Source organism: Streptomyces sp. B93, from assembly GCF_018070565.1.
Lineage (GTDB): Bacteria > Actinomycetota > Actinomycetes > Streptomycetales > Streptomycetaceae > Streptomyces.
Map to the genome: position 1 here is coordinate 26937 of NZ_JAGPXL010000043.1, position 22779 is coordinate 49715.

Below are 22779 nucleotides of genomic sequence, written 5' to 3' on the forward strand. Positions count from 1 at the left end.
CGCTCGACGTCCAGCGTAGAACCCGGTGCTCCGCCCGCCGGTCCCTGCCGGGAGGGCTCACGGCAGTGGCTGTTCCGCCCAGATGACCTTGCCGCCGGGCAGGTAACGGGTGCCCCAGCGCTCGGCGAGCTGGGCGACCAGGAACAGGCCGCGGCCGCCCTCGTCGGTCATCGCGGCGTAGCGCAGGTGGGGTGCGGTGCTGCTGCCGTCGAAGACCTCGCAGATCAGGGTGCGGTCACGCAGGACCCGCACGCGGATGGGGGGACCGCCGTAGCGGATCGCGTTGGTCACCAGCTCGCTGAGGATCAGCTCCGTGGTGAACACGGCCTCGTCCAGCCCCCACACGGTGAGCTGCCGGGTGACCGCGGCCCGTACCTCGGCGACGGCCGCCGGGTCCGACGGCACCTCCCAGTGCGCGACCTGGTCGGGGCCCAGCGCCCGGGTGCGGGCCACGATCAGCGCGATGTCGTCGCTGGGCCGGGCGGGCAGCCGGGCGTCCACGACCGCACGGCAGGTGTCCTCCGGCGACGGTCCGGCCCCCTCCAGCGCCACCCGCAGCAGTTCGAGCCCCTCGTCGATGTCCCGGGTGCGGTCCTCCACCAGCCCGTCCGTGTACAGCACCAGCCTGCTGCCCTCGTCCAGCTCCACCTCGGCCGTCTCGAACGGCAGCCCGCCCAGCCCCAGCGGGGGACCGGCGGGCACCTGGAGGAACTCCACCGAGCCGTCCGGCCGGACCAGCGCGGGCGGCGGATGACCGGCCCGCGCCAGCGTGCACTGCCGCGAGGCCGGGTCGTACACCGCGTACAGGCATGTCGCGCCCGTCACCAGCGCGCTGCCGCCCTCCGCCTCGTGCTGGTCTATGCGGGTGACCATGTCGTCCAGCAGCGCGAGCAGTTCGTCGGGCGCCAGGTCCAGCGCGGAGAAGTTGTGCACCGCCGTGCGCAGCCGCCCCATCGTGGCCGCCGCGTGCAGCCCGTGCCCGACGACGTCACCCACCACCAGCGCGACCCGCGCCCCGGACAGCGGGAGTACGTCGAACCAGTCGCCGCCGACGCCCGCCTGCGCGGGCAGATAGCGGTAGGCGACGTCCAGGGCGTTCTGCTCCGGCAGACTGCGCGGCAGCAGACTGCGCTGCAACGTCACCGCCATGGTGTGCTCACGCGTGTAGCGGCGGGCGTTGTCGATGGAGACCGCGGCCCGCGCGACCAGCTCCTCCGCCAGTTCCTGGTCCTCGGTGTCGAAGGGCTCGGGCTTCTCCGCCCGCCAGAAGTTCACCAGGCCGAGCACCAGCGAGCCCGCCCGCAGCGGCGCGGTGATCAGCGAGTGCACACCGTGCTCCATCACCCGGGCGGTGCGCTCGGGGTGCTGCGCGTGCCAGCCGGTGGCCGCCCGCAGCTCCGGCTCCACCACGGACTGGCCGGTGAGCAGGGAGCGGGCCTGCGGGGAGGTGGGGATGAAGTCGATCCGCTCGCCCACCGGGTACAGCGGGATGTCCTTGCGTATGCCGCTGAACGCGGCCCGCCGCAGCTCCGTCCCCGGATCGGGCGCGTCACCGCTCAGCACCGCGTCGAACAGGTCGACGGTCACGTAGTCCGCGAACCTCGGCACCACCAGCTGCGCCAGCTCCTGAGCGGTCCGGGTGACGTCCAGGCTGGTGCCGATGCCCACCCCGGCGGCATACAGCATGTCCAGGCGTTCGCGGGCCTCCTCGGCGCGGCCGGACAGGGCCCGCAGCTCCGTGGAGTCGCGGAGCGTGGCGACGCTGCCGGGCGGGCCGCCCCTCAGGTCCGTGGGCCGCTGGTTGATCGCCAGCAGCCGGTCGCCGACCAGGTGCACCTCGTCGGTGGCGACTCGCCCCGAGTCCAGCAGCGCGGCGGTGTCCGGATCGAGCCCGAGGTCGCTCACATGGCGTCCCTCGGCGTCCGGGGGAAGCCTCAGCAGCCGCTGCGCCTCGTCGTTGGCGAGCAGCAGATCGCCCCCGCCGCTCACGATGATCACGCCTTCCCGCACGGCGTGCAGCACCGCGTCGTGGTGTTCGTACATCCGGGTCATCTCGTTCGGGCCGAGCCCGTGGGTCTGCCGCAGCAGCCGCTTGCTGACCAGCGCGGTCCCGCCGAGCGCCAGCACCAGCGCGGCGCCCGCCGCCCCGAATACCAGCGGCAGCTGCCGGTTCGCGGCGCCGCCGACGTGCTCGGTGGTGATCCCGGACGACACCAGCCCGACCACCCGGCCGTCCGGCGTCTCGATCGGCACCACCGCCTGCACCAGCTGCCCGATCGTCCCCTCGATCTCCTCGGTGAACGAACGCCCCTGGAGCGCGGGCTCGATGGTGCCCACGAACTTCTTCCCGATCCGGTCCGGTTTGGGGTGGGTGTAGCGGATCCCGTCGGTGTTCAGTACGACGATGAAGTCGACCTTCGCCGCCTTGCGAGCCGCCTCGGCCGACGGCTGGAGCACGGCGGTGGGATCCGGGGCGTCCAGCGCCGCCCGGGTGCCAGGGGCGTTGGCGAAGGTCTCCGCGACCGCCAGCGAGCGGTTGCGGGCCTCCTGTGTGCTGTCGATGCGCCCCTGGAGCACCAGCGCCACCACCGCGGCGGCCACCAGCAGCAGCACGATCACCACATGCAGGACGAACACCTGACCGGCGACACTGCGCCCGCTCAGCGTCGGCAGCAGTCCCGTGCCGGGGCCTCGCGCGGTGCCGCCTCGGCGCGCGCGGCGGTGTGCGCGCTCCTCTCCGAGGCGGGGCGACCGAGTTCCGGAGCGACCCAAAAGCCGGACCATGTGCCATGTCTACCCTTCCGAGCCGCGTGAGGCGAGGGCGTCACCCGGGGTGACAGGGCATGCGCGTACTCCGAAGGGAGGCCCGGTCTCACCGGGCGGGGCCGGTACGCCGGGCCGCGAGCAGCAGCGCGATGTCGTCCGGCCGGTCGGCGGAGTGCCGGGCGGAAGTGGTGAGCCGGTCGGCGACCGTCGCCAGTGAGCGCCCTCCCGGCCGTGTGACGGGCGCCCCCGCCCTGGCCAGCGCCACCCGCAGGGCGGCGATGCCCTCGTCGATGTCGGCGCCGGGCCGCTCCACCAGTCCGTCGGTGTACAGCGCGAGCAGGGCACCGGGCGCCAGCCGCAGCTCCGCCACCGGGTACTGGGCCTGCGGATCGACCCCGAGCACCACCCCTCCGGGAATGTCCACCACGCGCGTGCGGCCGTCCGGGCGACGCAGCAGCGGCGGCGGGTGCCCGGCGCGGGCCAGCAGCGCGAGGCCCGACACCGGGTCGAGCCGGACGTAGCAGCAGGTCGCGAACTGACCCGGGTCGAGGTCGACGAGCAGCCGGTTGGTGCCGTCCAGCACCTCGTCGGGGGACCGGTCGTCGAGCGCGAACGCCCTTACGGCGCTGCGCAGCTGGCCCATGGTCGCCGCCGCCTGCACCCCGTGCCCCTGGACGTCGCCGATCACCAGGGCGAGACCGTCGCCCGCCTCGACCACGTCGTACCAGTCGCCGCCGACGTCCATGCCCTGGGTGCCCGGCAGGTACCGGCCCGCGGTCTCCACCAGCGGGTGCGTCGGCAGCTGCCGGGGGAGCAGCGCCCGCTGGAGCCCGCGGGCGAGCGCCGCCTCCGTCTCGTAGCGTTGCGCCTTCTCCATGGCGTGCGCGATCAGGCCCGCCAGCGCGGTCAGGACGGTGCGTTCCTCGGTGCTGAAGCTGCGGGGGCGGTCGAAGCCGAGGATGCAGGAGCCGACGGGCCGCCCCGACGCGATCAGGGGGAGGAAGGCGCGGGCGCCCTCCCGGGCGTCCATCGCGATGCCCGGGTAGGCCGCCGCGACCTGTTCCATGGAGTCGAAGAACAGCGGCTGTCCGGTGGTGAGGGTCTCCACGCCGGGCAGATGGGCGTCGAGTCCGACGCCTTCGAAGGGGGCGAGGAAACCCTTCGGGAAGCCGGTCTCCCAGGCCAGGTGGAGGTGCCGGTCGTGCAGGAGGTAGATGGCGAGCCGGTTGCCGCCGAACGCGGGCAGCAGCTCCTGCACGACCACCGCGGACACCTGGCGGGCGGTGACCGCCTCCGACAGCGCGATCGCCAGCACGATCGGACGGTACGCCGGGTTCATCGAGGTGGCCCCCGCGAGCGGCGCCTCGGTCCCGGGGCCGCCGGTGGCCGCCGTCCGCGCCGCCTCGCCGCGCTCCGGCGCGGGGGCGGGCGGGGCCTCCTCGACCCGGCCGGACGGGACGACGTTGCAGATCAGCAGGTCGGGTCCGGGGTGGACGGACAGCGTGAGCCAGTCGACCGCGTGCTGCTCCGGCCCCCGCGGGTGCGGGCGTCTGACGTGGAACCGCACCGGGTCGGGGGAGAGCAGCGCGGCCCGCAGCTGGTCCTCGCAGGCGGGCTGCGCCAGCCACGGCACGCCCTCCCACAGCGGTCTGCCGACGAGGTCCGCGCGCGCCAGCCCGAACAGCTCGGCGGCGCGCGGATTGGCGTACACCACCAGCCCGAGCCGGTCCAGGCAGAACACCCCCTGGGGCAGCCGGTCGGCCGCCGCCTCGGCCACCGACCCGGTCTCCAGTACGACGCCGACGACCGGATGCCCGTCCGCCGGGGCGCTGTCCGCGCGGGCGTGGTCCGCCGTCTCGGCCCAGGACGCCACCAGCCGCAGCGCCCCGTCCGGGGAGCGCACCTGGACCGGTGGGCCGGTCGGGCTGCCGCGTGAGGTCTCCCGCAGGGCCTGCACGAGACGGTGGGCGTCGTGCGGGGCCACGGCCTCGGCCAGGGACCGCACGCCGTCCGGGGGAGCGGCGTCGGAGGTGCCGAGGAGGCCGTGCATGCCCTCGTCGGCGACGACGGTGTCGGAGGCCGGGTGCCAGCGGAACCGCCCGGCCGGACGGGACCCGGGCGCGGCGGTGGGCGGGCGGACGCACAGCGGCTCCTCGTCCCAGGTGAGCTGCGTGCCGTCGGCCTCCAGCAGCCGCAGGTCCGCCGCCAGGGAATCGGCGACAAGGGTGAGCCGGTCGCGCTCGGGCAGCACCTCGGTGGCGTCCGACGAGGAGGGACGCAGCACGGTCAGCACACCGTAGGTCCGCGACGCGTCGGCGACCGGCACGAACATCGCGCCGATCGGCAGCGGCAGCCCGGCCGTGAATTGCGGATAGCGGCGCATCGCCTGGGTGATGTTCGGCAGCACCACCTGGACGCCGAGCCGGTAGACGTCCGCGACCGGGAACCGGCGGTCCGTGTGCAGCCGCCACCAGGGCCTGAACAGGGGGCCGGGCAGCCCCGCCAGCACCGAGAGCCGCAGCACCCGGGGCGTCGCGGACGGCAGGTAGACCCCCGCCACCCGGCCCTCGGTCACGCCGAGCGCCGCCACGGCGGCCCTGCTCAGTACCGCTGCCAACCGCCTCGGCGTCCCGTTGCCGTCCTCGGCGCTCCCAGTCATCGGCCCTACCTCGTCGTGCGCCGTCGCACCGGCGACACAGCAAGAATGCGCCTTCCCGCCCCTTGCCCGCACCCGGTGCCGGGCGGCACCCTCGTGCCGGGCCGGTCAGCCGCCGGTGCCGCGCAGGGTCCGGCGGGCCAGTTCGTAGGCCGGGAGCATGTCCCGGTGCTCCGCGTCGTCCAGGCCGCCGAGATGGACGACGACGGGGCCGTCCGGGGTGGTCACGGCGAGGGCGTGCTCGGTCTTGGGCCCGTCGAGGAACTCGCTGGTGTACCGGTACGCCACCTCGGCGCCGGACAGCCCGTCCGCCGTGAAGGTGCCGTACTCCTCCTCGCCCGCGCCGCCCTGCGCCGCAAGGAAGCCCTCCAGCACCTCGCGCGCCCCGGCGTCGCCCGGCGCCCCGGTCCACACCCGCAGGAAGCCGATGCTCCCGGCGGGCTTGGCGTCCACCTCGCAGACGAGGGCGACCGGCCCCTGCTCCAGGGGCACCTCCACGGCCTCCGCGGTCCACCCCTCGGCCAGTTCGAAGGTGACGGGCAGCGCGCACGCCGAGCCGGCGCCGCCGAGCGTGCCACCGCTCACCGCGGCCGGCCCGGACGCGGGTGCCGACGAGGCGGCGGAGGAGGCGGGGCCCTTCGTCACGGGATCGTTCGCCCCGTCCCGTTCCCCGCCGTCCCCGGCGCCGCAGCCCGCCAGCACCGCCACCAGCAGCGCCGCGTGGACGCCCCCGTGCCACGCCCTCCCCGCCCCGAACCGCATCCCGGTCTCCCTCCAAGATCCAGACGCGTCACTGTAGCCGAGGGCGCACCGTGTGACCTGTGGGGTCGCGGGAACCCGGCGCCCATGGACCAGCAGGCAGCAACCCTCCGCTCGTACTGGATCGACACCCTGCCGCCCGGTGACCCGGCGCCGCCGCCGGAGGGCGACCTCACCGTGGACGTCGCGGTCGTCGGCGGCGGCATCGCCGGGCTGAGCACGGCCTGGGAACTGCTGCGGCGCGGGCGCGGCGTCGCCGTGCTGGAGGCGGACCGGATCGCGGCCGGGGTCACCGGCCACACCACCGCCAAGCTCAGCGCGCAGCACACGCTGATCTACGACCGGCTGCGCCGCACCCGGGGCGCGGAGGCCGCACGGCTGTACGCGCGTTCCCAGACGGAGGCGATCCGGCACGCCGCCGGGACCGCGGACGAACTGGGCATCGACTGCGACTGGGAGCCCGCCACCGCCTGGACCTACGCCCGGGACCCCGGCCGGGTGTCCGAGCTGCGGGCCGAGGCGGAGGCGGCCCGCGAGGCAGGGCTGCCCGCGGAGTTCGTGACGGAGACGGACCTGCCGTTCCCGGTGGCGGGCGCGGTCCGGGTCGCGGACCAGGCGCAGTTCCACCCGCGCAAGTACCTGCTGGGCCTCGCCGACGGCATCCGACGCCTCGGCGGACAGGTGTACGAGGGGACCCGCGTCGTCGCGCTGAAGGAGGGCGAGCCCTGCCGTCTGACGACCGGGGAGGGCACGCAGATCACCGCGGACGCCGTGGTCGTCGCCACCCACTACCCCGTCTTCGACCGGGCGCTGCTCTTCACCCGGCTCTCCCCGCGCCGTGAACTGGTGGTGGCCGCGCCGGTGGACACCGCCCGGGCGCCCGAGGGCATGTACATCACGCCCGAGGAGAACACCCGGTCGGTGCGCACCGCGCCGCTGCGGGACGGGGAGCGGCTGCTGATCGTGACGGGCGAGCACTTCATGCCGGGCGCGGGCGGCGACACCGAGGAACGGTTCGAGAAGCTCGCGCGGTGGGCGCGGGAGCACTTCGGGGAGCTGACGTTCAGTCATCGCTGGGCCACCCAGGACAACGACTCCACCGACAGCGTGCCGCTGGTCGGCCCGTTGCACCCGGGCAGCCGCCATGTGCAGGTGGCCACCGGGTTCGGTGGCTGGGGCCTGAGCGGCGGAATCATGGCGGGCCGTCTGATCTGCGACCACCTCACCGGCCGCGAGTCCGCCTGGAGCGACCTGTACGACCCGCGCCGGATCGCCTCCGTCGTACGCGAGGCTCCGGCGTTCCTCAAGCACCAGGCGTCGGTGGCCCGGCACTTCGTCGGTGACCGGCTGCCCGCCACCACCCGGCCCTCCCTGGACGACCTGGCGCCGGGCGACGGGGCCGTGCTGCACCTCGGCGGACACCGCTGCGCGGTGCACCGCGACGAGGACGGCACCCTGCGCGCGGTCTCCGCGACCTGTACGCACCTGGGGTGCGTGGTCGCCTTCAACCGCGCCGAGCAGGCCTGGGAATGCCCGTGCCACGGCTCCCGGTTCGCCCCGGACGGCAGCGTCGTCCAGGGACCGGCCGTACGGCCCCTGGAACAGCGGGACATCTGAGGCGGCCGGGGCCCGCCGGACGACGTTTGCGCGGGCCGTGTCCGGACACCCGGTGGTGAGCGAGAGAAGCGAAGGAAGATGAGTCCCCGTGACCACCCACGTCAGTGACAAGCACGTCGTCCGCCCGCCCGAGACCGGCTGGACGAAGGCCCGCACGCTCCGCCGCGAGGGCGGAGGTCCCCGGACATGGCTGCCCGCCGTCGAGGAGCAGGACGCCTCCGGCCCGCCGCACGAATGCCCGGACTGGAACATCGTCCGGGGCGAGGACTGACCGGTCACGACCGTGGCCGCCGCGGCTCACACCCCGTCAGCGGGCGCGTCCAGCACGGCCTCCCAGGTGTCCACCGCGTAGTGCACCGACATGCCGTTGCGGCCGTACAGCTGGGGTGCGCCGGTCGAGTTGGCGGTGTCCACGCCGAGCCCGATCGTGTCCCGGCCGCGGGCGGCGTACACCGCGAAGGCGTGCCGGAGCAGCAGTCCGCCCAGGCCCCGGCCGCGCGCGTCGGACAGGACGCCGAGGCTGCGGATCCATCCCATGGCCTCGCGGTCGTCCCGGGAGAGCAGGAAGCCCGCGTCGCCGAGGTCGTCGGTGGACACCAGCCACGCCAGTGACCAGTCGACGCGGTCGGCGCCGATGTCGTGCAGCCACTGCGGGTAGGTGCGTGGCTGGAAGTCGAAGTGCTGGGCGAACGTCGCCTGGTACAGCGCGTGCATCCGCTCCCGGTCCGCCTCGTCGGCGCACGGCCGTATCCGCACCCCGGCGGGCGGCGTCGGCGCGAGGTCCGTCGCCGGGTCCAGGGCCCGCCGCAGCACGTGGTAGCGCCGTACGGTGGTCCAGCCGCGCTTTTCCAGCAGCGCGAGGTCGAGCGTGGGCCGCACGTTGAGGTGCAGGTGCACCACCGCGCGGGGGGCGCCGTTGGCCCGCGCCTTGTCGACGGCCCTGGCCTCCATCTCGTCCAGCACCAGCTCGCCCGCCCGCTGGTGGTCGGGGAGGACGTAGTGGTCGATGTCGACGCGTTCGCCGCCGGACTCGTCCCACAGCAGTCCGTAGGCGACGAGGTGGTCGCCGTTGAAGGCCAGCCAGGAGTCGCGTGCGAGGTCGGCCTCGGGGTGGCTGAGGTCCGTCTCGACGGTGTGCAGGTCCGTCTCGGGGCGGCCGATCTCGATGCGGTCGACCTCGTTGAGCAGTTCGGTGATGGCGGGCGCGTCGGTCAGTGAGGCGGGCCGCAGGGTGTAGGACATGCAGGTCAGGGTCGGGGGCGCCCGGCGTGTTCCGCAACGGGTTTTCGCCGGGCGCCCCCGGTGTGGCGGACCGTCAGACGCCGCAGGTCGGTGCGGACCAGAACTGGCTGGAGCGGTGGTCCAGGTGGGTGTGGTCGTTGTGGTCGGGGTAGCCCGGGCCGAGGATGCCCCGGAAGCCGTGGTAGCGGGCCTGCTTGGCCATGGTGCACAGGGAGTGCGAACCGGCGCCGAGGTCGGCCGCGTCACCGTACAGGTGGCGGCTGCTGCTGGAGCCGCCGACCGCCGAGTTGCAGGAGTAGGACCGGAAGCCGCTGGTCACCCTGATCGGCTGGTCGCCGAGGGCGTGCCGCAGGGCCTCCAGCTTCCACATGGTGCGCAGGGCGTTGGACTTGGCGGTCGCCGCGCTCACCGCGCCGCCGGACCAGTCGCTGTTGCACCGGTTCAGCTCGGCGTAGGAGAAGTGGATCGGCGTGCAGTCGTCGTCCTGGAGCGCGTAGAGCTTGTTGTAGGTGTTGGGGCCCGCGACGCCGTCGGCGGCCAGGCCGTAGGCGGACTGGAAGCGCTTGAGGGCGGCGGCGGTGGCCGGTCCGAAGGAGCCGTCGACGGCCAGCACGGAGCCGTAGCCGGGGTAGCCGCCGAGCCGGATCTGGAGCTGGGTGACGTCGGAGCCGGAGGCGCCCTGGGAGAGGGTGCGGCTCCAGGTGTAGCAGCCGTCGGCGTGCGCGGTGCCCGCGGTCGCGACGGTGCCGGCCACCACGCCGGACATGACCATGACAAAGGCAGCGAAGAGTCGGACGATTCGTCTGAGCATGCGTTCTCCAGACCGAGAGGGACGGAACGGATGAGCGATGGCCGAGCGGGACGTGCCGTGTGACGCGCGTCGACATGGAACGTGTCCGTCCATGTGACGCGCGTCAACCATGGAGCAGTCGGATGCTCCGCGCAAGACCTCCGATGTGGGCCAGGCCACGTCCCGGGGGCGGTCCGGGTCATATCGACGGGGGTGCGCCGCGGGTTACCTTCGATGCCCAGCCCCGTTCCCCCGCACGCAACCGGACGGCCCGCCCCGTGCTCGCAGACCTCTCCCCGCTGATCGCCGCGACCACCTACTGGCTGACCCGCGCCTACCCCGCCTCCGGCGGCGCCCTGGCCGCCGCCCTCTGCGAGGCGCAGGCCCGGCAGGCCGTGACCGTCGCCGCCTGGCTGCGCTACCCCACGCCCACCGACGCGGCCCTGGTCGGCATCGCGGGCACCGGCGGCTCCGCCCGGCTCGACGGGCTGGGCGGGCTGGGCGGGCTGGGCGGAGCGGACGCGACCGGGTACGACACCGGCGACGACGAGGCCTGGCGCACCTGGGTCGACGAGACCGTGGCGAGCTGGGCCGCCTGCCTGCTCGCCGACCCCGGGCTGGCCGGTCTCGCGGTGGCCGCCCTCGCCGGCGGCGGCCACTCGGCCGGAGCACTGGTGGACTTCCGGCGCCTGGTGGCGCCCGACGACCAGGACCGCTCGGCGGCGGTACTGCTGCGCCACCCCGACCTGCTGGCGCCGGTCGCGGGGCTGCACCAGGAGGAACTGGTGGCCCGACTGGGGCCGGGACCGGCCCTGATCGCCTGAGGGGGACCGTCCCGCGACCGGTTTCCGGCCCTCCGGCGGGTCTCGAGGGAGTCTTGCGCGGGTCTCGTCCGGATCTGTGACGGACCTCAGGCGGACCTCAGGCGGACCTCAGGCGGTCCTCAGGCCGATCTTCAGCCGGGCGGGTCGTCAGGAGGTCTTCCGGGGGTCTTCAGGGGGTCTTTCTCGGGGCCTGATCGACCGGTGCTCGGACAGGGCTCCCCCTCACCCTCGCCCGCCTCACCCTCGTCCCCCTGGCCCCAGCCGCCCCGGAGCATGAAAGCGGCACCCCTGGTTACCCGTCAGCGTCGTCCTGGCGTCGGCGGGAAGGCGGGTCGAGTTCATGATGCCGATGACGATGTTCACCACCCGGCCCGGCCGGCCGCCCTCCTGGCGGCGGGCCCTCGTTACCGGCGGAGCGGGCTTCCTCGGCTCGCACCTGTGCACCCGGCTGCTGGACGCGGGCACCGAGGTCGACTGCCTGGACGACCTCACCACCGGGCGGCCCGGCAACGTCGAGCACCTCGCCGCCCGCCCCGGCTTCCGCTTCCTGCACCTCGACATCACGGACCCGTGCGCCCCGGACGCCGTCACCGGCCCCTACGACCTCGTCCTGCACCTGGCCGGACCGGGGGCGCCCGCGGACTGTCGGCGCCGTCCGCTGAAGTCCCTCGACGCCGCCGGGCTGGGCACCCGTACCGCGCTCGGCCTGGCCGACCGCGACGGGGCCCGCTTCCTGCTCGTCTCCTCGGCCGAGGCCTGCGACGGCCGCGGCGACGACGGCCCGCCGCGCAGCCCCTGGGACGACGGGCACGGCGACACCGCCGACGCGCCGGACCCCATCGGCCCGCTGCACACCTACGCCGAGGCCGCGCGGTTCGCCGAGGCCCTGGTCACCGCCCACGCGGGCGCCCGCGCCAGCAACGCGGGGATCGTGCGGCTGTACCCGTCGTACGGCCCCCGGATGCGGACCGACGACGGCCGCACCCTGTCCACCCTCATCCACCACGCCCTGGCCGGGGCCCCGCTCACCGTCCCCGGTGACGGCAGCCGCCCGCTGTCCGTGTGCTACGCCGACGACACCGCCGAAGGCATCCTGCTGGTGGCCGCGAGCCGCTCGGTACGCCCCGTCGACATCGGCGCCGACCCGGAACCGACCGTCGCCGAGGTCGCCCGCGCGGTGCTCGGCCTGACCGGCTCGCACGCCCCGCTGGAATTCACCGACGCGCCGGAACGCCGGTCCGGTGGCCCCTTCGACGGACGGCCGGACGGACGGGGACCCGACACCGGCTTCGCCCGCGAGCTGTACGGCTGGGTGCCCAAGGTGTCCTGGCGGGAGGGCCTGGCCCGGACCGTCACCGCCGTCTCCGGCTGCCCCGGACCCGCCCCGGCCACCACCGCCGGACACGGCACGGGCCGGTGGCTGCCGTGAAGGCCCTCGTCGTCCGCCCCGACGGCTTCACCGGCGTCCTGCTGTCCGGCCCCGCCGTCCGCGCGCTCGCCACCCGCGCCTCCCGCGTCACCATGCTCTGCGCCTCCCCGGGCGCGCCCGCCGCACGCCTGCTGCCGCACGTCGACGACGTCCTGGTGTGGGACGGGCCCTGGGACCCCGGAGCCGGTGCGCCCGGGAGCGAGGCGGACACCGGACGGATGATCAGGCGGCTGCGGCAGGAGGCGTACGACATCGCCCTCGTCCTCGCCCCGCGCGGCCAGAGCCCGCTGCCCGCCGCCCGGCTGCTGCGCACCGCCGACGTGCGCCGCATCGGCGCCGACTGCCCGGCTCCCGGCGGCGCGTCCGGCGAGGGGGACCCGGAGGGCCCGCTCGACCTGTCGTACCGGCGGCCACCGGACCGGCACGAGGCGGCGGCCGCCCTCGACGCCGCCGCCGCGATGGGCTTCCGGCTGCGCACCGGCGACGACGGCCGACTGCGGGTGCTCCCGGCACCCGACACCGCGTCGCTCACCGGCAACGGCCCCTACGTCGTCGTCCACCCCGGCGGCACCGGGAGGCGGGCCCCCGCGCGTTGTGCGCAGGCGGCGGAACTGCTCGCCGACGCCGGTCACCGGGTCGTCGTCACCGGAGACGCCACCGAGGCGCCGCTCACCCGGGGGGTCAGCGGCGGCACGGCCGTCGACCTGGGCGGCCGGACCACGCCCCGGCAGCTGGCCGGGGTGCTGCGGGCCGCGGACGCCGTGGTCGCCGGGGACCCGGCCGCCGCCCAGCTGGCCGCCGCGGTCGCCACACCCGTCGTCGCCCTGCCGGGGCCCGGGACGCCGTACCGGGTGCCCGCGATCGCCCTGGGGGACGGGGACGGTTCCGGCTTCGCTCCGCTGGACGTCGTGCGGGCCGTACGGGAACTGCTCGCCCCCGGCCGGTGAGCCCCGCGGGTCAGGCGGCCGTGCCCAGCGCCGCCGGGGCGGGGGTGTGGTCCTCGTCCCCGCGGAGCACGACCGGCTGCACGGTGCGGCGGCGGTGCAGCAGGTGGCCCGAGGCGATCGAGCAGGCGATGATCAGGCCGCCCGCGACCAGCGCGCCGCGCGCGCCCGCCAGCTCCATCAGCAGCCCCAGGGCGGGCGGCCCGCCCAGGCTCCACACCGTGCCGACGCTGCCCCAGACACCGAGCACCCGGCCCCGCAGACGGGACGGCGGGTCGGTCTGGAGAACGGCCGTCCCGGCGGTGTCGGAGACGGACTCCACGACGGCCATCGGCAGCACCAGCACCAGCAGCACCGCCAGCGACGGCGAGAGACCGGCCGCCACCTGGAGCAGTCCGCCCACCGCGGCGAGGGTGCCCACGAGGCGCACCGAGGGCCTGCGCAGCCGCGCGCCGAGGACGGCGCCGACGATGCCGCCCACGGCGAGTACGGTGGAGACGGTGCCGAACGCCCCGGCGCCGCCCGCGAGCGGCCCGGTGACCAGGACGGCCAGGGTGAGGGCGTAGTTCCGGCCGAAGACCGCGCTGACGCCGGTGACGGCGGCGAGCGCGACCAGCCGGGGCCGTCGCACGAAGTAGGCCAGGCCCTGCCGGACGGTGAGGTCACGGCCGTCCCGCTTGGCGGCGCCGGGCAGCGACTTCACCGGTGCCACCCGCACCGTCCCGGGCGCGGGCCGCAGGAACGGGATCACCGCGGTGACGAAGAGGAACGACAGCCCGTTGGCCGCGTACGCGGAGGCGGTGCCGAGCACACCCACCGTGACACCGGCCAGCGCCGCACCGGCGAGCCGTCCCGCGTTGTGCACCAGCGCGCCCACGCCGATCGCGGACGGGAGGTCCTGCGGCGGCACCAGGTCGTTGCCGAGCAGGGCGCACGCCGGTCCGTCGACGGTCGCGACGACGCCGGTCACGGCGGCCAGCACCATCAGCGAGGCCAGGTTCAGCTGGTCCAGCGCCACCAGGGTCGCCGTCACGAACGCGATCGTGCCGAGGGCGGCCTGGCTGACGGCCGCCGTCAGTTTGCGCGGGAAGCGGTCCACGGCCGCGCCGCCCACCAGGCTCATCAGCAGGGCGGGGGCCGCCTGCACGGACATGGACAGGCCGGTCGCGGCGGCGGACCCGGTGATCTGGAGGACCAGCAGGTTCTGCACGGTCAGCTGCATCCACGTACCGGCGTTGGACACGAAGTTGGCGAGGGACCACCAGCGCATGCTGCGGTACCGCAGCGCCCGCCAGGGCGAGCGCGACTCGCGGGGCGCCGCGGCCGTTTCGGGCGCGGGGGAGGGCAGGGCAGGGGCGGGGGAGGAAGACACAGTGCGTACTCGATGCGTACTCGAAAAGACGGCGCCGGAGAACCGCCGGCTGCGCTGCGCGGCTGATCCGAAGTGGTGCCGGATGACGGCGCGGACCATCGTGGCAGAAGAGGGGGCCGAGCCGACGGGGACGCCCGGCGCGCCCCGGCCGTGACCGTGGGCAAGTGCCGCTTCCGGAGGGCTACTTGGCCCCCTGAGTGTGGTTCCTCACAGGTGTCTGCCGCCCCGAACGCGCGAGGAGGACGCCGTACGCACGCGAAAGGGGCCCGTCGCCGTGCGACGGGCCCCTCGGTGGCCGTCAGGCCTTCTTGCCGCGTCCTGTCAGCGCGTCGCGCATCCGGTCGACCAGCCCGGCACCCGGGGCGAGCAGCTTGTTCGCCGGGGGCTTGTCGGGAGCGGCCGGGTGCGGCCGGGTCGGGGCGGTCTTCTTCGCCTGCCGGACCTTGTCGCCCAGTTCGTCCAGGGTCTGAGCCGAGCAGGACGCCCGCAGGCTGGGGAAGAGGTTCTCCTCCTCGTCGGCCACGTGCGAGCGGATCTCGGCCATCAGCATCCCGATCAGCCGGTCGAACTCGGGGTCGTCGGCGGCGCACCCCTCCAGATCCTTCATGATCTGTTCGGCCTTGGAATGGTCCTCGATCTCCTTGTCGGCGATGGCGTCCCCGTCGGGCACGTGCTGGCGCACCGCCGGGTAGAGGTAGGCCTCCTCGGCGACCGAGTGGCGTACCAGTTCGATGGTCGCCTGGTCCGCGAGCAGCTTGCGGTTCTTGTCGCCGGGCGGCAGCGCCTCGATACGGCCGAACATCTCTTCGACCTCGCGGTGATCGGTCACCAGCTCGTCGATCACGTTCCCACCATGGCCCATGTTCTTCACCTCCACGCGGACTGCGACGGCTCCGGACCGGACCCGCCACGGCCCCGGGTGCCCTGGTGCGGGTGCGGTTAACGTCCGCGCGATCCGGCCCCGCGACCAGAGGCGCCGTACATGGGATGTTCATGCCATGTCCGTCTCGGCGTGGGTCCCACCGGCGTGGTCCTTCACGCACCCGCGCCAGGCTGCCCGAGCATCCGATCATGGACCGAAGGAGCCCCCCGTGTCCGAGTCCCGTATCCGCCGATCCCGCGTCCTGCTGGCCACGGCCACCCTGGTCGCGCTCACCGTGACGCTGCCCGCGCAGGCGGGCGCGCGGCCGCTGGGGAAGAAGGCGCCCGCGGCGGACGGTCTGCCCGCGGTCCGGCCGCTGGCCGAGACGGCGGCGCTGTACGACGACGAGGAGGGCGGCAACGCGGACGCCGACGACCCGGCGATCTGGCGCAACGCCGCCGACCCCGGCCGCAGCCTGGTCGTCGCCACGGCCAAGGAGGGCGGCCTGCGCGTCTACGACCTGGACGCCCAGGAGATCCAGTCCGTCGCCGCCCCGGCCGGTCCGGGGCCCGACGACGCCCCCGGCCGGTTCAACAACGTCGACCTGGTGCACGGTCTGAAGCTGTCCACCGGCCGGGCCGACCTCGCCGTCACCAGCGACCGCGGCAACGACCGGCTCCGCTTCTACCGCATCGACCGCGACCGCAGCGGCGGTCCGCTCACCGACGTCACCGACCCGGCCGTGCCGCCCGTCTTCTCCGCCGGCCAGGAGGAGATCAACGAGCAGCGCACCGCCTACGGCCTCGCCACCTGGACCGACCGCTCGACCGGCCGCTCCTACGCGCTGGTCAGCCGTCGTGAGACCACCCGGGTCGCGCTCCTGGAACTGCTCCCGGGCCGCTCCGGCACGGTCTCCTACCGCACCGTCCGCACCCTCGACCTGCCGTCCGTCTTCCGGCTGCCCGACGGCACCTCCTGGACGCCGTGCCTGGAGCCCGGCGAGCTGCCCCAGGTCGAGGGCATGGTGGTCGACCCCGCGAACGGCGTCCTGTACGCCGGGCAGGAGGACGTCGGCATCTGGCGGATGCGCGCCGACCTCACCGGCAGGCCGCGGCTCATCGACAAGGTCCGCGAGTACGGCGTGCCCGGCACCTACGACGAGGAGACGGAGGAGTGCGCGGCGGGCGCCGACCCCGGCTTCGGCGGCAAGCGGCTCGCCGCGGACGTGGAGGGCCTGACCCTGATCCCCGAGTCCGGGGGCGACGGCTATCTGATCGCCTCCAGCCAGGGCGACGACACCTTCGCCGCCTACGACCGGGAGACCGGCGACGGCAACGAGTACGAGGGCGGCTTCCGGGTCGCCGCCGCCTCGGCGCGGCTCGACGGCTCCGAGGAGTGCGACGGCGCCGCCGCCGTGAACGCCCCGCTCGGCCGCCGCTACCCGAACGGACTGCTGGTGGTCCAGGACGGCGACGAGACCCCGCGGTCCGGTGGGCGTGAGGCCACCGGCTTCAAGTTCGTGGACCTCGCCGACGTCCTGGACGTGCTCGACGACTGAGCACCGGGCCTCAGCCGACGCGGTGGACCAGCTGGCTCGTCAGCTCGTAGCGGGCGCCCACGACGGCCAGCTGCCCCGTCGCCACCCTGGCCGCCAGGTCGGGCTCGGCGGCGAGCTGGGAGCGGACGAGCCGGACGTTGGCGTCGATCGTGGCGTCGACGCGGGCGGCGCCCTCGACGGTGTGGTCGATGGCCGGGGCGATCCGGTCGGCCAGGTACTGGATGTGGGCGGGCAGCGGCTCGCCCGTCTCGTCCGCCTCCACGGCGGCGCCCACGGCGCCGCACGACTGGTGGCCGAGCACCATCACCAGCGGTATCGACAGTTCCAGCACGCCGTACGCGATGCTGCCGAGCACGGCCTCGTCCAGCACCTCGCCCGCCGAGCGGACGGTGAGCAGGTCGCCCAGGCCCTGGTCGAAGACCAGCTCCGGAGGGACCCGGGAGTCGACACAGCCGAGGATCACCGCGAACGGGTGCTGACCCGACGTCAGCGCCCGCCGGACGGCCGGTGTCTCGTCGGGGTGCCGTTCGCGGTAGGTGCGCCAGCGCAGATTGCCCCGCGCCAGTTCGCGCAGCGCCTGGTCGGGGGTGGTGGGCCGCGTCCGGGCCGCCGGTGCGGCGGGGGCGGCGGACGCGGGGGAGGCGACGGCCGCGAGACCGGCGGTCGCGGCCCCGGTCAGTCCGGCGCGCAGCAGGGCGCGCCGCGCGGGGGCCGGCGTGGAGTGGGGGAAGGAATCCTGGGTCACGGCCATGAACGTATGTCCGAGCCTCGAACTGATCATCCTGGTTACGGAATCATGGCCGGCCCTGGGTGAATCGTGATCGCTTCTTGAACCCCGCTTGGCCGTCCCGAGGTGGTTCCTTTCCCCGACCCGGCACATGCGGGCGCCCGGCGTCGCACACCCGCCATGGAATCCACCGGCTTGTTATGGTCATCCAGGGCAAATCGGGCCAGTTGTCACCTTCAGGAGGCCGCGTGGACGGGGACTACTACGACCTGGGCACGCTCACCCGCCCGGTGACCACCAGCTCCGCCGAGGCCCAGCGGTGGTTCGACCGCGGGCTGGTGTGGACGTACGCCTTCCACCACGAGGAAGCCATCGCCTGCTTCGAGGCCGCCGTCGCGGCCGACCCCGACTGCGCGATGGCCCACTGGGGCATCGCCTACGCCCTCGGCCCCAACTACAACAAGCCCTGGGACGCCTTCGACGCCGAGGAGACGACCCGCGCCGTCGACCGCGCCCACACCGCCGTCGAACACGCCCACCGCACGGCGGCCGAACACGCCACCCCCGTCGAACGCGCCCTGATCGCCGCGCTGCGCGCCCGCTACCCCCAGCCGGACGCCGTCGCCGACTGCTCGGTGTGGAACGAGCCCTACGCCGACGCCATGCGCGCCGCCTACGACCTCGCCCCCGACGACCCCGACGTCGCGACCCTGTACGCCGACGCGCTGATGAACCTCACCCCCTGGCAGCTGTGGGACATCACCACCGGCGAGCCCGCCCCCGGCTCCCGCACCGTCGAGGCAAAGGCGGTCCTCGACCGCGCCCTCGCCACCGAGGACGGCGCCCGCCACCCCGGCATCCTGCACCTGTACATCCACCTGATGGAGATGTCGCCCGACCCCGAGCGTGCCCTCACGGTCGCCGACCGGCTGCGCGACCTCGTCCCCGACGCGGGCCACCTCCAGCACATGCCCTCGCACCTCGACGTGCTCTGCGGTGACTACCGGCGCGTGGTGGCCGCCAACACCGACGCCGTCGCCGCCGACGAGAAGTACCGCGAGCGCGCCGGGGCGATGAACTTCTACACCCTCTACCGGGTGCACAACCACCACTTCCGAATCTACGGCGCGATGTTCCTCGGCCAGTCCCGCACCGCCCTGGAGGCCGCCGACGCCCTGGAAGCGGCCATCCCCGAGGAGCTGCTGCGGGTGCAGAGCCCGCCGATGGCGGACTGGCTGGAGAGCTTCGTCGCCATGCGGGTCCACGTACTGATCCGCTTCGGCCGCTGGGCGGACATCCTGGACCTGCCCCTGCCCGCCGACCGGGACCTGTACCGCGTCACCACCGCGATGCTGCGCTACGCCCGCGGGGTCGCCCTCTCCGCGACCGGCAGGACCGACGAGGCCGAGGCGGAGCGCGAACTGTTCCGCGAGGCCCTCGCACAGGTCCCCGAGAGCCGCACCCTGTTCAACAACCGCAGCGTCGACATCCTCGCCGTCGCCGCCGCCATGCTCGACGGCGAACTGGCCTACCGCAACGGCGAGTACGACACCGCCTTCGCCGCGCTGCGCCGCTCCGTCGAACTCGACGACAGCCTCCCCTACGACGAACCCTGGGGCTGGATGCAGCCCACCCGGCACGCCTACGGCGCCCTGCTGCTGGAACAGGGGCACGTCACGGAGGCGGAGGCGGTCTACCGCGCCGACCTCGGCCTCGACGACAGCCTGCCGCGCGCCCTCCAACACCCCGGCAACGTCTGGTCCCTGCACGGCTTCCACGAGTGCCTGCACCGCCAGGGCAAGACGGCCGAGGCGCGGATCGTCGCCCAGCAGCTGAAGATCGCCGCCGCGCTGGCGGACGTTCCCGTGGAGGCGTCCTGCTTCTGCCGCGGAGCTTCCTAACATGGTGGCGTACCACGTCCGCGACCCGTGACCTGTGAGGTACTCGCGAACCATGCCGACCGAAACGTTTGAGTTCCAAGTCGAGGCCCGTCAGCTGCTCCAGCTGATGATCCACTCGATCTACTCGAACCGTGACGTGTTCCTGCGCGAACTCGTCTCCAACGCCTCCGACGCGCTCGACAAGCTCCGTATCGCCGCCCTGCGGGACGACACCCTCGGCGCCGACGTCTCGGACCTGCACATCGAGATCGCGGCCGACCCCGAGGCCCGCACCCTCACCGTGCGGGACAACGGCATCGGGATGTCGTACGACGAGGTGGCCGAACTCATCGGCACCATCGCCAACTCGGGCACCGCGAAACTGCTGAAGGAGCTGCGCGAGGCGCAGGACGCCGCCGGGGCGGAGGGCCTGATCGGGCAGTTCGGCGTCGGCTTCTACGCCAGCTTCATGGTGGCCGACGAGGTCACCCTGGTCACCCGGCGCGCGGGCGAGGGCGGCGGCACCCGCTGGACGTCCCGCGGCGAGGGCACGTACACCCTGGAGCGGCTCGACGAGGACGCCCCGCAGGGCACCTCGGTCACCCTGCACCTCAAGCCCGCCGATCCCGACGACCAACTGCCGGACTACACGGCCGACTTCAAGCTCCGCGAGATCGTCAAGCGGTACTCGGACTTCATCACCTGGCCCATCCGGCTGGCGTCCGCCGCCGAGGGCGACGCGGAGCCGCTGAACTCGATGAAGGCGCTGTGGGCGCGCTCGCGCGAGGAGGTGTCCGACGACGAGTACCACGAGCTGTACAAGCACATCAGCCACGACTGGCGCGACCCGCTGGAGACGGTCCGCCTCCAGGCCGAGGGCACCTTCGAGTACCAGGCGCTGCTGTTCCTGCCGTCGCACGCCCCGCACGACCTGTTCACCCGGGACCACCGGCGCGGTGTGCAGCTGTACGTGAAGCGCGTGTTCATCATGGACGACTGCGAGGCGCTGCTGCCGTCGTACCTGCGCTTCGTCAAGGGCGTGGTGGACGCGGCGGACCTCTCGCTGAACGTGTCACGGGAGATCCTCCAGCAGGACCGGCAGATCCAGCGGATGAACCGGCGCCTGGCGAAGAAGGTCCTCGCCACGGTGAAGGACATGATGACCTCCGCCCCGGACAAGTACGCCACGTTCTGGCGGGAGTTCGGAGCCGCCCTGAAGGAGGGCCTGGTCACCGACCCCGAGAACCGCGACGCCATCCTCGCCGCGTCGACGTTCCCGAGCACCCACCACGACAGCGAGCCGACCACGCTCAAGGACTACGTCGAGCGGATGAAGGACGGACAGTCCGACATCTACTACATGTGCGGCGAGTCCCGGCAGGGCATCGAGAACTCCCCGCACATGGAGGCCTTCCGCGCCAAGGGCGTCGAGGTGCTGCTGCTCACCGACCCCGTCGACGAGGTCTGGGTCGAGGCGGTGGGCGAGTACGACGGCAGGCCGCTGCGCTCCGTCGCCAAGGGCGACATCGACCTCGGGGACGAGGAGGGCGACGGCGCCGACGCCGAGCGGGAGAAGCGGAACGAGGAGTACGCCGCCCTGCTCGGCTGGATGACCGAGCAACTGGGGGACGACGTCAAGGAGGTGCGGCTGTCGTCGCGGCTGACGGTCTCCCCGGCCTGCGTCGTCTCCGACGCGCACGACATCACCCCGGCGCTGGAGAACATGTACCGCGCGATGGGCCAGGAGGTCCCGCCGACCAAGCGCATCCTCGAACTCAACCCCGGGCACCTGCTGGTCAAGGGCCTGAAGCAGGCCTTCGACGAACGGGAGGACCGCACGGGGCTCGCCGAGTCCGCGGAACTCCTGCACGGTCTCGCGGTGCTCGCCGAGGGCGGCCAGCCGAAGGACCCCGCGCGCTTCGTCCGGCTGATGGCGGACCGTCTGGAGCGCGCCCTGTAGCGAGGCGACGGCGGGCGGCACCGGGTGCCGCCCGCCCTGGACCGGCCCCGAATCAGTCCGCGGCGCCCGCGAGGACCGCCCGCTGCCGGGGGACCGGCCCACGTCCCGCCCGCCGCGCCAGCGGTACCAGCGAGATGGCGACCGCGCCCAGCACGGCGGCCACGGCGAAGGTGGTGAAGCCGAGCCCGGCGTCGCCACCCGCGATCACCATGCCGCCCAGCCACGGACCGACCACCGCGCCGGTGCGGCCCACACCGGTCACCCAGCCGAGCCCGGTGGCCCGCTCGCCCGGCGCGTACACCCGGGAGGTGGCCGCGTAGACCATCACCTGGGCGCTGAACAGCCACACGCCGGTGATGAAGACGACGGTGTACGCCACCCCGAGCGGCAGCTGGGCGCGGAGCAGGAAGGCACCGGCGGCGGTCAGCAGGAACCAGGTCGCCGACACCTTGACCGGCCCGAACCGGTCCGCGGTGCGGCCCGCGACCAGCATGCCGACGATGCCGCCCGCGTTGATCACCATCAGGAAGGTGACGGACGAGGAGAGCGAGTAGCCGGAGGCCCGCATCAGCTCGGGCAGCCAGGTGGAGACGCCGTAGACCAGCAGCAGACCGGCGAAGGACGCGACCCACAGCAGCGGGGTGGCGAGCCGGGTGCCCGGCGCGAACAGGGCGCCGATGGCGGTCATCCGGCCCTTGGCGCCCGCCTCGGGCGCCTCGGCGGCGACGGGACGGTCCAGCCCGTAGCGGTCGGCGACCGCGTACGCCTGGTCGGCGCGGCCCTTGGCGAAGAGCACGCCCGGCGACTCCGGCAACCACCGGGTCACCAGCGGCACGGCGATCACCGCGGGCAGCACGCCCGCCCAGAACACCCAGCGCCAGCCGTGCTCGGGGGCGACAGCCAGACCGATGCCGGTCGCGGCCATGCCGCCCGCGTGGTACGAGGTCATCATCAGGCCGGTGGCCAGCGCCGCCCGGCGCGGTGGCGCGAACTCGGCGACGATCGCCAGGCCGATCGGCATCAGCCCGCCGAGGCCCAGGCCGGACAGGAACCGCCCGGCCCCGAACACCTCGGCACCCGGCGCCGCCGCGCACAGCGCCGATCCGAGCGAGAAGAGCACGACACTGCCGGTCACCAGCGGCTTGCGGCCGAGCCAGTCGGTGAGGGTACCGGCGGCGAGCGCGCCGATCAGCATGCCGAAGGTGGTCCAGCTGCCCACGGTCCCGGCGGTGCCGGGGGAGAAGCCGAGGCCGGGGTCGTCGAGCAGGTGCGGCATCACGGCGCCGTAGATGTTGACGTCCATGCCGTCGAAGAAGACGGCCAGCCAGCACAGCGCGATGACGGGGGCCACGGTCCGGAACGAGCGGCTCGGCGGGGACGCGGAGGCTGTCAC

17 protein-coding genes are annotated in these 22779 nt (G+C 74.2%); 8 read left to right on the forward strand and 9 right to left on the reverse strand.

The annotated features are described in order from the left end of the window. Positions 1-57 precede the first annotated feature (57 nt). From KBY47_RS29345 to KBY47_RS29355, 3 genes are all read right to left on the reverse strand, one after another. Positions 58-2784, reverse strand: a complete 2727-nt coding sequence (locus KBY47_RS29345; protein WP_210926303.1) for a SpoIIE family protein phosphatase — start codon at positions 2782-2784, stop codon at positions 58-60. Between the two features lie 88 nt (positions 2785-2872). Further along, positions 2873-5425: a SpoIIE family protein phosphatase gene (locus tag KBY47_RS29350; RefSeq protein ID WP_210926305.1), complete on the reverse strand. Its 2553-nt coding sequence runs from the start codon at positions 5423-5425 to the stop codon at positions 2873-2875. Between the two features lie 105 nt (positions 5426-5530). Beyond that, entirely contained in the window at positions 5531-6184 is a 654-nt protein-coding gene (locus tag KBY47_RS29355) for a lipoprotein (RefSeq protein ID WP_210926307.1), read from the reverse strand. A gap of 84 nt (positions 6185-6268) precedes the next feature. Between KBY47_RS29355 and KBY47_RS29360 the strand changes: the two genes are divergently transcribed. Together KBY47_RS29360 and KBY47_RS29365 are read left to right on the forward strand one after the other, a co-directional pair. Further along, a complete protein-coding gene (locus tag KBY47_RS29360; RefSeq protein ID WP_210926309.1) occupies positions 6269-7798 on the forward strand; it encodes an FAD-dependent oxidoreductase in 1530 nt (509 codons plus the stop codon). A gap of 88 nt (positions 7799-7886) precedes the next feature. Then, positions 7887-8069: a hypothetical protein gene (locus KBY47_RS29365; RefSeq protein ID WP_210926311.1), complete on the forward strand. Its 183-nt coding sequence runs from the start codon at positions 7887-7889 to the stop codon at positions 8067-8069. Between the two features lie 26 nt (positions 8070-8095). Here KBY47_RS29365 and KBY47_RS29370 read toward each other — a convergent pair whose 3' ends face one another. Continuing rightward, complete coding sequence (locus tag KBY47_RS29370) at positions 8096-9040, reverse strand: GNAT family N-acetyltransferase (RefSeq protein WP_210926313.1); 945 nt, start codon at positions 9038-9040, stop codon at positions 8096-8098. A 73-nt stretch (positions 9041-9113) separates the two neighbouring features. Next, positions 9114-9851 carry a D-Ala-D-Ala carboxypeptidase family metallohydrolase gene (locus KBY47_RS29375; protein ID WP_210926315.1) on the reverse strand — a complete coding sequence of 246 codons (738 nt, stop codon included), beginning with the start codon at positions 9849-9851 and terminating at the stop codon, positions 9114-9116. 257 nt (positions 9852-10108) lie between these two features. Between KBY47_RS29375 and KBY47_RS29380 the strand changes: the two genes are divergently transcribed. The 3 genes from KBY47_RS29380 to KBY47_RS29390 all read left to right on the forward strand — a co-directional run bounded on the left by KBY47_RS29380 (position 10109) and on the right by KBY47_RS29390 (position 13030). Next, entirely contained in the window at positions 10109-10654 is a 546-nt protein-coding gene (locus KBY47_RS29380; RefSeq protein ID WP_210926317.1) for a hypothetical protein, read from the forward strand. Positions 10655-10994: 340 nt separating this feature from the next. After that, positions 10995-12083: an NAD-dependent epimerase/dehydratase family protein gene (locus KBY47_RS29385; RefSeq protein WP_374103125.1), complete on the forward strand. Its 1089-nt coding sequence runs from the start codon at positions 10995-10997 to the stop codon at positions 12081-12083. Continuing rightward, positions 12071-13030, forward strand: a complete 960-nt coding sequence (locus KBY47_RS29390) for a glycosyltransferase family 9 protein (RefSeq protein WP_308405328.1) — start codon at positions 12071-12073, stop codon at positions 13028-13030. The genes KBY47_RS29385 and KBY47_RS29390 overlap by 13 nt, the downstream gene beginning before the upstream one ends. 10 nt (positions 13031-13040) lie before the next feature. Here the strand turns inward: KBY47_RS29390 and KBY47_RS29395 are convergent, their stop codons facing one another. Together KBY47_RS29395 and KBY47_RS29400 are read right to left on the reverse strand one after the other, a co-directional pair. After that, positions 13041-14297 carry an MFS transporter gene (locus KBY47_RS29395; RefSeq protein ID WP_247695416.1) on the reverse strand — a complete coding sequence of 419 codons (1257 nt, stop codon included), beginning with the start codon at positions 14295-14297 and terminating at the stop codon, positions 13041-13043. A gap of 400 nt (positions 14298-14697) precedes the next feature. Next, positions 14698-15261, reverse strand: coding sequence for a hemerythrin domain-containing protein (locus KBY47_RS29400; protein WP_210926320.1), 564 nt, complete (start codon positions 15259-15261; stop codon positions 14698-14700). Positions 15262-15490: 229 nt separating this feature from the next. Between KBY47_RS29400 and KBY47_RS29405 the strand changes: the two genes are divergently transcribed. Continuing rightward, positions 15491-16819 carry a phytase gene (locus tag KBY47_RS29405; protein WP_210926322.1) on the forward strand — a complete coding sequence of 443 codons (1329 nt, stop codon included), beginning with the start codon at positions 15491-15493 and terminating at the stop codon, positions 16817-16819. A gap of 10 nt (positions 16820-16829) precedes the next feature. On the opposite strand, the gene KBY47_RS29410 is transcribed toward KBY47_RS29405, so the two are convergent. Then, complete coding sequence (locus KBY47_RS29410) at positions 16830-17570, reverse strand: carbonic anhydrase (RefSeq protein ID WP_210926324.1); 741 nt, start codon at positions 17568-17570, stop codon at positions 16830-16832. A gap of 224 nt (positions 17571-17794) precedes the next feature. On the opposite strand from KBY47_RS29410, the gene KBY47_RS29415 reads away from it, so the two are divergent. Both KBY47_RS29415 and htpG read left to right on the forward strand, forming a co-directional pair. Continuing rightward, positions 17795-19447 (forward strand): hypothetical protein, encoded by a 1653-nt coding sequence (locus KBY47_RS29415; RefSeq protein WP_308405330.1) that lies wholly within the window; start codon positions 17795-17797, stop codon positions 19445-19447. 52 nt (positions 19448-19499) lie between these two features. Continuing rightward, entirely contained in the window at positions 19500-21386 is a 1887-nt protein-coding gene (htpG, locus tag KBY47_RS29420; RefSeq protein WP_210926328.1) for a molecular chaperone HtpG, read from the forward strand. Positions 21387-21438: 52 nt separating this feature from the next. Here htpG and KBY47_RS29425 read toward each other — a convergent pair whose 3' ends face one another. Continuing rightward, on the reverse strand, positions 21439-22779 hold the full coding sequence (locus KBY47_RS29425; RefSeq protein ID WP_308405331.1) for an aromatic acid/H+ symport family MFS transporter: 1341 nt from the start codon (positions 22777-22779) through the stop codon (positions 21439-21441).